The sequence below is a fragment of the Pseudomonas syringae genome (assembly GCF_002157375.1).
In the GTDB taxonomy this organism is placed as follows: Bacteria; Pseudomonadota; Gammaproteobacteria; order Pseudomonadales; family Pseudomonadaceae; genus Aquipseudomonas; species Aquipseudomonas syringae_T.
In genome coordinates this window covers 343,290-355,438 of sequence record NZ_MTSA01000002.1, presented here as the reverse complement: position 1 = coordinate 355,438, position 12,149 = coordinate 343,290, and the positions used below count along the sequence as shown (strand labels likewise).

Sequence of the window (12,149 nt, the reverse complement as noted above, 5' to 3'; positions counted from 1 at the left end):
GGCGATTGCGGTTTATCAAAAATAGACTGGAATCGCCTACGAGAAGCCGGCCACAAGCCGGCTTTTTAACTTCCAAACAGCTGATATATCGCAGATTTCTTTGCTCGACTCTTTCTGAGCCGTGCTCCGAGCCTACCGGTCAATGACAGGTGGTTTTTCCAGTCCGGACTGCTCCAGTGCGTACCATCGGAAGATACAGTCAAGCTTCATTCCTTTAATATGTCGGCATTTGGCTCACTGAGAGCCCATAGCGGTTTGGGGCTTTTGCATGAACACACAGTCCGATGACGTTCTCACGTTATTTTCCGGAGCAGGCGGCTTTTCTTACGGGTTTGCGCAGGCTGGTCTCAAGCCCCTATGTGGGACAGAAATAAATGCTGACGCCTGCCAAAGCTACGAAGCGAACGTAGGCAGCACCTGCTACAACCTTGATCTGTCCCAAACCTCCCCCTCATTTTTTAAAGACATGCTGGGCGGCAAAGAGCCATTCGCCATCATTGGGGGGCCTCCCTGTCAGGGCTTTAGCACTGCAGGGGCTCGTAATGTGGAGGACCCCAGGAACCGCCTCATCTTTAATTACCTTCGTATGGTTACGGAGGTAAGGCCACGCTGGTTCATCTTTGAAAACGTTGAAGGGTTGTTGACTTCCGGAAATGGAGAGGCGGTGTCTTCCCTGGTCAGGGAGTTTCTGCGTATTGGTTATTCTGTCCGGGTGGAAAAAGTAAATTTAGCGGCTTATGGCGTACCGCAGACCCGCAAACGGGTTTTGATTATCGGAAACCGTCTGGGCGCGTCATTCAATTTTCCCGAGGAGTTGTTTTCTTATGACTCAGGAAAAGCAAAAAAGCGCTCAAGCAAACCATTCGCCCCCACGTTGATGCATGCGATTACAGGCCTTGGGAGTCCTACGTCGAAGAGGGGTGAGCTGAGTAGGTATAAGACCGCGTCTCCGCTGAACGGATACGATTCGGCCATGCGACGGGGAAATAGCTCAGGAAAAATCACCGAGCACTTCGACAACTCTAAAAGCGAAGACATCAACCGATTCAGCCTTCTTAAAGGCGGTCAGACCATGAAGGACCTTCCCGAGGAGCTATGGCACGAAAGCTTTAGAAAACGGGCCTTTCGACGTGTGGCAGATGGAACGCCCACGGAAAAGAGGGGCGGAGCGCCTTCTGGCATCAAACGCCTGCATGGCAACTTACAAAGCCTCACCATTACCGGCGCGGCCAGTCGGGAGTTCATCCATCCAGAGCAAAACCGCCCTTTGACCATTAGAGAGTGCGCCCGTCTTCAGTCGTTTCCGGACGGGTATCATTTTTTCGGCAATGCAGCGAGTGTGATACAGCAGATAGGCAATGCAGTCCCCCCTATCGCCGCTGAGATTTTCGCCCGTCACCTTCAGACGTTAGAAGGGTCTTTCGGCTCCGGGGCATCAGCGCTTAATGTATCCAGACACCCAAGATTGTTAGGCTATCGCTTGACAGAAGCGAGCGGAATGAGTGAGTCGCTCAAGAAAACGGACACGCTCTTGTCAGGACTGCTCCAACAGGAATTTGAGTAGATATCATGAAGAAAAAATCGTCGAAACTTAGCGCTGACGAGTCCAAGCTTTTAACCAAAGTCATGACAATGGGCCTTGGAACAAACCTACCGGTCATCATGTCAGGAAGCGAACTCGCCAAGCTAATCGGGGTTATTTACCACGACACTGAATGTGGCAATGAGCTCAAAGAGTTGAAGCCTGAGTTGTGGAAAAAAATTGCCCCTGACAAAGACTATTACGACCTGCCTGAAACGTGGTTTCTAGCGCCCATAGACCTCCACCCTGAAGAACACGTAGAGCTGATGAAGCTTGGCGAGGAACACATAGAGGATTTCACGACCTACCTGCGCTGCCTGAGCGAATTACACAAGCGTCGACGTAAATATCAGAAAATCTTGTCAGCTCAGCCGATGCCGACCATGATCCAGGTGTCGCCTCGCTCGCTTGTCGAGTACGGTACTCATGAACCAGAAGCGTTGGCGTCCTGGCTGACGTGGCGCAAGTTTTTTTATGATCTCGACAATCGCTCGGCGCAAGAAACCGGGTATCTGTTTGAACCTATTTTGGCCGCAGCTATTGGGGGAGAAGGAAAGAGTGCGAGGACCAAAGTTGTAACTCGCTCCGGCGATGCGACGAAAGGACGTCAGGTGGATTGCTGGAAGGTGCTACCCAACGGTCAAACGCTAGCGTATGAGTTCAAGTTGCGTGTGACCATTGCAGCCAGCGGGCAGGGCCGGTTTGGAGAAGAGCTACAGTTTGCCGAGGATGCTTTCAACTCTGGTGCCACACCCATTTTGATTGTTCTGGACCCTACGATGAACCCTCGACTTGAAGTGCTTCAGAAGGCGTTCGAGGCTAAGGGTGGACGCGCCTATCTTGGTGAAGACGCCTGGGCACACCTTGAGGAACAAGCGGGAGACGTGATGTCTCGATTCATCGAGAAGTATGTTCGACGTCCTATTGAAGCGATAAGTCTGTTCGAAATGGGCGATGACGGAGCCAATAAAAACATCGACCTGCTGGACCTTCATGCAAGCGTTCAAAAGAACAGGATTTTTTTCCGGCTTGGCTCACATGAAAGGACAATTATCAGGCATGAGGATCCGTCTCTTTCCACTGACGATGATGAAGAGACCGCAACAATCGAATTATAAAAGATCCGGAAGTGCTTTCTAGAGTCGGCACCACCGCAACCGGGGCGCGGTGTGCCGATGCCGAGACGAGTGAGTTGAAATTAGACACTGATCATACAACGCGTCGTTCCAGACCTTTAGCTGCCAGTGCCTGCTAAGTACTCCCGATGAACCCGGCGCCATTTGGTGACATAACGGCATGTTCAGGGCCGCAGACGGCCACGCTTAGGCACACGCCCATCTGCGCAACCCCCCGCCCTCTAACTAAACCCGAAACGACGCGGCATGCACCAGCTTCCTGTATTTCCGCCAACACGAGCGCACCACCCTGGCAAGCGGTGGTGAGAGGCTGAACAGTGCGACAGTCGCGAACGATATCCACCAGCCGGGACGCAGGCAGTTAAGTACGTACTGATTGAGCCAGATGCGCACTATTCTCAGCCTGTAAGCAGCAGGTCCAAGGCGCTTCAGTTGCTCTATGTCATTTGCGGTGTAGAGCGTTTTCAGCATGTAGCCGTTTGCGATAAAGCGCTCCGGGAAATCGACCCCGGCTTCGTAGTGATTCAATACCCTGAAGTTGCACCTCAGCACGCGGTCCCACAGTTTCAGATTGCTGAGGCCCACCTGGCAGGGCTTTTCGAGTCGAGCGTCGATGCCACGCTTGCGCATGACGCACAGCATCAGGGCCTGCTCGCTCACCATGCGCGCGGACGTATACCCGATGAAGTTGCCGAACGGGTTGCGAGACGGTTTTTCGTTGAAGAGCTCTGTTCTTTCGAACAGCGGGTGCTCCCACATGACAAGCATGGCGTCGCGGGTGCCGAACTGAACAAGATCCGAAATATGAAACAGCATCGGAAAACGCTCGGGGTTTCGGATGTAAAGCGTTGTGGTGGTGATGGGCGTGTCGAAAAGAGGCGCATTGTCAGGCTCGGTGTCGTCCGCCTTGCCCGTCACGGCGAGTGCTGCGCTGGTCAGGTTGTGATCGGCGCGCATTTTCATGACGTAACGCCTTGTAGCCGCCTGAATCCCGCACAGCGTCGACCGCAACATGCGGTTGGTATTGATCTGATTACCGGCATCATCGATGAACGGCCCGGGGTCATCTGACACTATTATGCGGTCCGCCTCGACGCCTGAAGTATCTTCATTGCGCCAGGTAGAGACGATGATTTCGGCGTGGGGCAGGTGCGTTCTGATTGAGCGGATGCAGGCGAAAATATTTCGATCAGACCCCACGTTGAGACAAAGAGGGCCTTGGATAACAACGCTGATCTGTCTGGAGTCGACAGGGGCAAGATGACGCATATTTTCAACCTTGTAATCGGGAAACGACAGCGGTGAGCCAGCGATAGACATCGGTCAGACAACGTACTTGTCATCGAGCGCGCCCGGCACTTTCACGACCACGGTCGTTGTGTCGGAAAGCGCCTCGAAAGCCGTGATGTCACCGGGCTCAAGAACGATGATGTCGCCCGCCTGCCAGACCTGATCACGCATGCGGACCGTTCCGCAGAGGATCAAGGTGATCTCGGTGGCGACCTTGTGATAATGGGCCGCTTCGTTGTCACCGGCCTGGTAGTGCTTGACCCCGACTTCACAAGCGTCGGTATTGAATGCCGCTGGCAGAAAACCGCCCACGAACCAGCCTTTGACCATGTCTTCCAGCTTTGCCGTTTTCATCGTGTATCCCCCATTTCGAAAGCATGAAGCTGACGCTGGGTTTTCAGAGGCCGATACTGGCTCGGTTCGATGCGGTAAGCACCGATCTTCTTCTGCGAAAGCACCAGCTCGTTGAGGGCGGGGGCAATATAAAAATGGCCGTTGACCCGAGCGTCCTTGCGGATCATTCCCTTGGCCGCCGAGACAAACAGCGAACCGGACTTGAACCAGTACATGCCGGCAATGGCATGAGGGCTGATCGGGTTTTTCTCGGCGGCTTCGATGACCCGGTTGTCACCGTTCAGGCGCACAAACGAATAACGCGGGTGCAGAGAGTTGAAGATGACGATGCCGGCATCGTCCCCTTCTTCACGGAACCAGCGCACCACCGAGTGCAGGTCTGCGTCCAGAAAATCGCTGACGCTGAGGATCAGCAATTCATCACTGTTGTCGATTTGCTCGCTTGCCAGAAGGGCCGTACAGGCGGCGCCTTGGGTCAGGTTGTGAACAGGATGGACGCTGGCTGAAGGGTGCATCTGCTGAAGCATGTTGCGCAGGTGCAGCCTGACGACATCGTCGTTTGAAAACGTGCAGATTATTCTGGCCGGCTCAAGCGCGGCACAGTTGTCGATCAACGCGTGAATCAGCGGCTTGCCGTTACACTCGCGAAGGTATTCCGGGTACTCGCCATCATCGCGACGCGCATACCCTTTCTTGCCTGAGAGCAGAATGATGTTGAGCGCACTCACCGGTGAGCCCCCTCGCCAACATTGACCGCTTCCAGTCTGCCGAGGATGTTGCTGAGGTTCACGTCGCAGGTATGCGCCACGACAAGAACATGCGCGCCCGACGCCCGGGCCGCCTTGATGCCGTTCTCGTTGTCTTCAACGATCAGGCATTCCGTCGGCAGCAAGCCCAGTTGCCGAATGGCTTTGAGGTAAATGTCCGGTGCCGGCTTGGCGTGTTTTACATCTTCGTTGGAGAGTTGCAGGTCCAGATACCGGCCGAGGTCTGCCCTGTCCATCATCACGTCAACGGTGTTGCGGATGGAGTTGGACGCCACCGCAAGCTTGTAGCCCAGCGTTTTAAGGGATGACAGTGCGTACTGATGAACAAACGTCGGCTTGCACTGGGCATGAACGATTTCCATGGTGTATTGCTGTTTCATCTCGTTGATGAACCCGTGCAGGGCCACCGGCAGGTCACGTTCGACGCTCAACATGTCGAGTTTTCTGGAGGTTGGAAGACCGTCATAGGCCGTCAAGTGTTCGTGGCGGCTGATGTTGTAGCCGAACAGACCGAGCGCCTTGTTCAGCGCGTCGTAATGCCATTCCTTGGCATCGATCAGGACGCCGTCCATATCGAAAATCACCGCCTTGATCATGGCTGCCTCACTTGAAAAAAACCGGCTGCGTCTGCAGGCGTATCGGTACACAGCGTCAGACGGTTCTCCGACCTGAAATCGAGCAATCGTTGCCACAGCGAGGTGCAGTCGCGGCCGTGCAACTCCGGAGATACCACGCACACATGCTTGCCCTGAGCCAGCAGATCAGCGATGACCTGGTTGGAGAACCATTCGCTTTCGAAGCCGTCCAGCCAGACACCGGCGACCTTGTCGATCCAGACTGGTGAAGGCTCGACTTCACTGAGGCGCGTGTAGGTCACCAGCCCTTCCCTCAGATAAGTACGCATGTCAGGAACGGCCATGTCGAAGGCAAACCATTGGGTATGGCCATGACGCGCAAAGGTATTCTTAAGGGCCTGCGCCATGCCGTCGGCTTTGACGTTGACGGCCAGTGGCAGGTTGCGACCCGCCATGATGTCGAGCAGCCCCTCCAGCGTCAGCTCGCCGCCCACCGGCATGTCGTGAGAAATGACCAGTTGACCTGCAACGTCACGAACATCGGTTTCAGTGCCGAAACCAAGATCGAATGAGCGATGAAATGCCTGCGGTAAATTGCGCTCGGGCTTCTGCAGCCAATAGCCGCGATGGCTGATGATCTGCATGTCAGCCTCCACAGCCGGAAGCTGCAAACCTGCTGAGCGGCGACGAAAGAAACAGGTTGAGGTCTGCCGGTATGCCCAGGCCATACATGCCGCGACCTTCTGAGCCGATGCTGTAATGGATAACCCTGTCCCCTTGCTCAAGGATCTCGTTGTAGGCGGGTGCAACGTAGAATTCGCCGTTGACACGAAGGTCTTTCATGACCATTGCTTCGATGGCGGATATCAGCCGGGCTCCGCTGCGAAAGTTGTAGATGCCCACGGTGGCTTCATCTGAAATGACCTCTTTCTCTACCACGCGATTGACCAGGCCTTTTTCATCGAAGCCTACAAATGACCACTTCGGGTCATTGGCTTTCATCGTCATGATCAGGCCCGCTGCATCACGCTCGTCCATTGCCTGCAAATAGGCATTGATGTCCACATCAACGTACTGGTCGCTGTTGGCAATCATCACGCGCTGGCCGGGATCAATCAGATGCCTTGCGGCATACACGGAACATGCGGCACCACCGGTCACCATGCTCAACTCGACAATGTCGCAACCCGGTGCCCAGGCATTCAGTTTCTCTTTCAGCCCATACGTCGCGACATGGGCGGACTGGCAGATAAAGATGAATTTATGCGGGCAGGCCGGCGTCAGGTTATCGATGACGATCTTGATCATCGGTACACCATGCACAGGGATCAAAGGCTTGGGGTCCGGGTACCCTGCGACGGCAAAGCGACTCCCGGCCCCGGCCATCGGAACGATAATTTGCAGCATGGAAATACCTTATGAACGTGTCGTCGAATACGGAGGGAAGAAGCGTTCAGTTGTATGAGCAAACGGACTGATAGCAGCCCTGCTCAATCATCCGGCCACGCTCAAGCGTCAGGTATCGCTGGCAAAACTCTCTGCCTTCTTCTATCGCATGAGTCACAAGAATCAAGGCCATTCCGTCCTCCTGCATATCGCGGATGCGCTCATGGCACTTGCGCTTGAAATCCTCGTCGCCAACCGCCAGTACCTCGTCAGCCAATAACGTCTGTGGCTCCACGTGGACGGCGACCGAGAACCCCAAACGCATGTACATGCCGGACGAGTAGTTCTTTACCGGGGTGTCGATGAAGTCTCCCAAACCGGAGAAATCAACGATTTCGTTGAAGCGCGTGCGTATTTCCTTATTGCTCAACCCGAACAGACTGGCATTGAGGTAAATATTTTCTTCGCCGGTCAGTTCAGGGTGAAAGCCCACGCCAATTTCTATCAACGGCGCTACCCGGCCGACGGTGGTCAGGCGTCCGCTGGTGGGTACCAGAATGCGCGACAGCAATTGCAGCAGGGTGCTTTTACCTGAGCCGTTGTGACCCACGAGTGCCAGCGACTCCCCTTTGCACAGGGTGAACGACACGTCATTGACGGCGGTGAAGTCTTCGATACGCTCGCGGTGACGAGCATCAAACAGGCTCAGAAACCTTTGCTTGAAACCGCCCCGGTTGTGGCGAAGCACGAATTGCTTGGTGAGGTTCTCGGCCTTGATGACGACATTGCTCATAAGTACTCCACCATGCGATCCACTTTTCGGAACATGGCGAGCCCGACCGCAAGCGATGCGGCACCCAGCAGCACACAAAGCACCAGATCGCGGGCGTCCGGGACGACACCGGCATGCAGAATGCTGCTGAAACTGTTGAAGTACAGGGCGACCGGGTTGTAGGCCGCGATGCGGGCAATGCCCTCAGGCAACGAAGAGGTGACCCACACGATGGGCGTCAACCAGAACAGCAAGGGCAGGAACACGTCGACGAAGTGCCTGGCGTCCCTCACGGTGATCTGAATGACGCTCAGCGCCAGGCCGATGCCCATGATCAGTGAAATGAACGCAAGCAGCACGACCGGATAGAACAGCAGCGCCGGTGTAAGCACACCGCCGAGTGTAATAAACAATGAGGCATAAATGATCATGCACCCGGCCCAGAACACCAGAATAGTGATACCCCCGGAGACCGGCAGCAATATGCGCGGAAAGCGCAACTTCCGGATGAGATTGCCATTGTTGATGAGCCATTCGCCGCTCTGCGAAACAATCTGCGCCAGAAGCATCCAGTGAATAACGCCTGTCACCAGATGAAGCGCAAAACGATCCTGACTACTGGGCAGGATATAAGTGAAAACGGTGTAGTACGTGAGCGTGACAACAAGCGGATTACCCAACGACCACACAAACCCCAATGTCGCGCCCATGTAGCGGATTTTTATTTCTTTGGAGACAAGATTGATGACGAGATCACGCCATTTGATGAGGCCTGCGCTACAGAGTGACGACATGCGAGTGTCCAGCCGTTAAGAGAGAATCGTGCAACTTTTGCTGCACGCATATGTTCCTCGCTTTTGGTGAAGGACAGCTATAGGACGCTGCCTTGCTTATCGTAGGAACATTCCACAAACTCCCGGATCAATAAAAGGCATCAGTCAGCGATCCCCCTTTAACAAGCGAGGCTTTCCATGACCAGTACTTCTTACACGCCCCCCAAAGTCTGGCGGCAGGACACATCGGCGGGCGGCGCGTTTGCCAGCATCAACCGGCCGGTTGCCGGTCCTACCCACGACAAGGAATTGCCCGTCGGCAAGCACCCGCTGCAGCTTTATTCGCTGGCAACGCCCAACGGTGTGAAAGTCACGATCATGCTGGAGGAACTGCTAGCGCTGGGGCACAGTGGTGCGGAGTACGATGCCTGGCTGATCCGGATCTCCGAGGGCGATCAGTTTTCCAGCGGGTTTGTCGAGATCAATCCCAACTCCAAGATCCCCGCGTTGCTGGACCGAAGTCATGAGACACCCGTGCGCGTGTTCGAGTCCGGTTCGATCCTGCTGTACCTGGCTGAGAAGTTTTCCAGTTTCCTGCCCGCCGACCTGGCAGGGCGCACCGAAACGCTTAACTGGCTGTTCTGGCAGATGGGCGCGGCGCCCTATCTGGGCGGCGGGTTCGGGCATTTCTATGCTTACGCGCCCGAGAAACTCGAGTACCCCATCAACCGTTTTGCGATGGAAGCCAAGCGCCAGCTTGATGTGCTGGATCGCCGCCTTGCCGAACACCGCTACCTGGCTGGCGACACCTACACGATTGCCGATATCGCGGTGTGGCCGTGGTATGGCGCACTGGTACGGAACAAGGTCTATTCGGCGGCCGAGTTCCTGTCGGTACACGAATACCCGAACCTGATCCGCTGGACCGAAGAGATTGCAGCACGTCCGGCGGTGGTGAAAGGCCAGAAGGTCAATCGCACCTGGGGCGAGGAATCGGATCAGGTTCCAGAACGGCACGAGGCATCTGACCTGGACAAATGAGGCGCAAGTCAAGGTCTGCGCGAAGAGAAACCTGATGTGACAAACCCGGCGAAAATGCGGTGTCTGGCGGGTGTCATCTGCACGTAAAGTAGCCGGCCTCACTGCCCCCCCAAGGACGCGCTCGCATGCATCAGGGAACTACCCGCCAAGCCCCTCTCTTGCCATTCTCTGCCAGATTGTCAGGTTGCGGAGTACTTGCCCTATGAGTACTCCCAACGCACCGCAGACACCGGAACATGATCGCTTTGATGAAGTGCTCGCCATGACCCAGAGCGCTCGACAGCAGGCCGCGCAGGCCGTCAATACACGCCTGATCGAGCTTTACTGGCAGGTCGGCGCGTACATCAGCCGCAAGATTGAAAACGCCGAATGGGGTGATTCGGTGGTCAGCCAGCTCGCCGGGCACCTGGCCAACACCCAGCCGGGACTGCGCGGTTTCACGCGCAGCAATCTGTTCCGCATGCGCCAATTCTTCGAGGCTTACCGTGACAACGAGAAAGTGTCAGCAGTGCTGACACAATTGCCATGGACTCACCATCTGATCATCTTCAGTCAAAGCAAGCGGCCCGAAGAGCGCGAGTTTTACCTGCAAATGGCAATCAGGGAAAAATGGTCCAGCCGCGAGCTGGAACGCCAGTTCAAGACGGCACTGTTCGAGCGCAGTATTACCCACCCCGCCAAGGCCTCGGCCATACTCAAGGAAACCCGACCGGACGCACTGGATGTGTTTCGCGACGCCTACATGTTGGAATTCCTGGAGTTGCCTGCGGGCCACGCCGAAGCTGATCTGCATCGCGGTCTGCTGCAACGCCTGAAAGACTTTCTGATCGAACTGGGCCGTGACTTCTGCTTCGTCGGCTCCGAGTACCCGGTGCAGGTGGGGGGTCAGGATTTCGCGCTGGACCTGCTGTTTTTCCATCGGGGCCTCAACTGCCTTGTTGCCATCGAACTCAAGGTCGGGCGCTTTGAGCCGGAATACCTGGGCAAGTTGAACTTCTATCTGGAGGCGCTGGACCAGACCGAGCGCAAATCTCATGAAAGCCCCGCCATTGGTGTGTTGCTATGCGCCAGCAAAAACGATGAGGTGGTCGAGTACGCTCTGAACCGCTCGTTATCGCCAGCGCTGATTGCCGAATACCAGACCCGATTACCGGACAAGCAATTGTTACAGGCCAAACTGCATGAGTTTTATGCCCTGAACGTTGCAAAGGACGATCAGTAATACCTGCCAGTCGCGTGGATGCATTACGCTTGTCAGAACGCCACTTTCCCCACGGAGTCCCGAATGCCGCACAGCAAAGACCCTCGCGCTCACACGGCCTTGTCGCAATGCGGCCGCAGCGCCAGCAGCGGTCCGGGGCTTTCAGTCAATCCACCGGTGGTGCGCGTCAGCACGGTGCTGTTCGACAGCCTGGAGAGTTTGCGGCAAGCGGAGGTTCGCACGGCAGGTCCGGAACGCTCGCTGACGTACGGCGCGAATGGAAATCCGACAGCGTTTGCCTTGCAGGATCTTGTCTCGGCGCTTGAAAACGCTCACGGCACCTGCCTGTACCCCACCGGGCTGGCCGCGGTGGCGCAGATGTTTCAAGCGTTTCTGCGCCCTGGCGATCACGTGCTGATCACCGAATCGGTCTACGGGCCGGTGCGGCGCCTGGCGCACACGATGCTGACGGCGTTCGATATTCAATTCGACTTCTACGCCGCCAACGGCAGCGATGTGGCCTCCCTGATCAAAGCCAACACCCGCATGATCTACGCCGAGGTCCCGGGTTCACTGACCTTCGACATGTGCGACTTGCCTGCGCTTTCGCAAGTGTGCAAAGCGAAAAACCTGTTGCTGGCGGTGGATAATTCCTGGGGGTCGGGCGTCTTGTTCAAGCCGCTGGAGCTGGGTGCGGACATATCGCTGATGGCGCTGACCAAATACGTAGCCGGGCATTCGGACGTCATGATGGGCAGTGTGAGCACCACCGAGGCGCACTGGAAAACCCTCAAAACCATGAACACCGCTGTCGGCAATACCGTCAGCCCGGACGACGCCTATCTGGTGCTACGTGGCGCCCGCAGCCTGGCAGCGCGCATGGCCATGCACGAACGCCATGCGCTGCAAATTGCCCAATGGTTGCAGGTTCAGCCACAGGTTGCCCGGGTTCTGTACCCCGCCTTGCCGGATGATCCGGGTCATGCCCTCTGGAAACGTGATTTCCACGGCTGCAACGGCTTGCTCAGCTTCGAGCTCAAAACACCTGATCGCCAGACCCTGGACCGCTTTGTCAGCGCACTGAAGCTGTTCGGAATCGGCTATTCGTGGGGCGGTTTTGAGAGCCTGATTACCGAGGTCGAACAGCACGGTCCAGATCGGGGCGCAGGCCCCATGTTGCGTCTGCAGGTTGGCCTGGAAAGCCCGGAAGACCTGATCGCCGACCTGCAGAACGGGTTTGCTGCGGCTTGAGCCTTTTGCTCGCTGCCAAGG

General features: G+C 56.0%; 13 protein-coding genes. 5 read left to right on the top strand and 8 right to left on the bottom strand.

Going from position 1 to position 12,149, the window contains the following annotated elements; all coding sequences use genetic code 11:
* The first annotated feature begins 268 nt into the window (after positions 1-268).
* Both BW686_RS03515 and BW686_RS03510 read left to right on the top strand, forming a co-directional pair.
* Positions 269-1,564 (top strand): DNA cytosine methyltransferase, encoded by a 1,296-nt coding sequence (locus BW686_RS03515; RefSeq protein ID WP_084914232.1) that lies wholly within the window; start codon positions 269-271, stop codon positions 1,562-1,564.
* Positions 1,565-1,569: 5 nt separating this feature from the next.
* On the top strand, positions 1,570-2,700 hold the full coding sequence (locus tag BW686_RS03510; protein WP_084914231.1) for a hypothetical protein: 1,131 nt from the start codon (positions 1,570-1,572) through the stop codon (positions 2,698-2,700).
* Between the two features lie 243 nt (positions 2,701-2,943).
* Here the strand turns inward: BW686_RS03510 and BW686_RS03505 are convergent, their stop codons facing one another.
* The 8 genes from BW686_RS03505 to BW686_RS03470 are packed head-to-tail and all read right to left on the bottom strand — an operon-like array spanning position 2,944 to position 8,656.
* A complete protein-coding gene (locus BW686_RS03505) occupies positions 2,944-3,987 on the bottom strand; it encodes a WavE lipopolysaccharide synthesis family protein (RefSeq protein WP_084914326.1) in 1,044 nt (347 codons plus the stop codon).
* A gap of 54 nt (positions 3,988-4,041) precedes the next feature.
* On the bottom strand, positions 4,042-4,362 hold the full coding sequence (locus BW686_RS03500) for a hypothetical protein (protein WP_084914230.1): 321 nt from the start codon (positions 4,360-4,362) through the stop codon (positions 4,042-4,044).
* Positions 4,359-5,090: a glycosyltransferase family 2 protein gene (locus BW686_RS03495; RefSeq protein ID WP_084914229.1), complete on the bottom strand. Its 732-nt coding sequence runs from the start codon at positions 5,088-5,090 to the stop codon at positions 4,359-4,361. The genes BW686_RS03500 and BW686_RS03495 overlap by 4 nt, the downstream gene beginning before the upstream one ends.
* Positions 5,087-5,725, bottom strand: a complete 639-nt coding sequence (locus BW686_RS03490) for an HAD family hydrolase (protein ID WP_084914228.1) — start codon at positions 5,723-5,725, stop codon at positions 5,087-5,089. Before BW686_RS03490 ends, BW686_RS03495 begins: the two co-directional genes overlap by 4 nt.
* Entirely contained in the window at positions 5,722-6,348 is a 627-nt protein-coding gene (locus tag BW686_RS03485; protein ID WP_084914227.1) for a phosphodiesterase, read from the bottom strand. The genes BW686_RS03490 and BW686_RS03485 overlap by 4 nt, the downstream gene beginning before the upstream one ends.
* Before the next feature lies 1 nt (position 6,349).
* Positions 6,350-7,111, bottom strand: a complete 762-nt coding sequence (locus tag BW686_RS03480; protein WP_084914226.1) for a glycosyltransferase family 2 protein — start codon at positions 7,109-7,111, stop codon at positions 6,350-6,352.
* Positions 7,112-7,157: 46 nt separating this feature from the next.
* On the bottom strand, positions 7,158-7,883 hold the full coding sequence (locus BW686_RS03475) for an ABC transporter ATP-binding protein (RefSeq protein ID WP_084914225.1): 726 nt from the start codon (positions 7,881-7,883) through the stop codon (positions 7,158-7,160).
* Positions 7,880-8,656, bottom strand: coding sequence for an ABC transporter permease (locus BW686_RS03470; protein WP_084914224.1), 777 nt, complete (start codon positions 8,654-8,656; stop codon positions 7,880-7,882). The genes BW686_RS03475 and BW686_RS03470 overlap by 4 nt, the downstream gene beginning before the upstream one ends.
* A gap of 177 nt (positions 8,657-8,833) precedes the next feature.
* Here BW686_RS03470 and yghU point away from each other — a divergent pair, with 177 nt between their 5' ends.
* The 3 genes from yghU (at position 8,834) to metC (ending at position 12,128) form a co-directional block, all read left to right on the top strand.
* Complete coding sequence (yghU, locus tag BW686_RS03465) at positions 8,834-9,676, top strand: glutathione-dependent disulfide-bond oxidoreductase (RefSeq protein WP_084914223.1); 843 nt, start codon at positions 8,834-8,836, stop codon at positions 9,674-9,676.
* A gap of 202 nt (positions 9,677-9,878) precedes the next feature.
* Complete coding sequence (locus tag BW686_RS03460) at positions 9,879-10,898, top strand: PDDEXK nuclease domain-containing protein (protein WP_084914222.1); 1,020 nt, start codon at positions 9,879-9,881, stop codon at positions 10,896-10,898.
* Between the two features lie 63 nt (positions 10,899-10,961).
* Positions 10,962-12,128: a cystathionine beta-lyase gene (gene metC / locus BW686_RS03455; RefSeq protein ID WP_084914221.1), complete on the top strand. Its 1,167-nt coding sequence runs from the start codon at positions 10,962-10,964 to the stop codon at positions 12,126-12,128.
* The last annotated feature ends 21 nt before the right edge of the window (positions 12,129-12,149 follow it).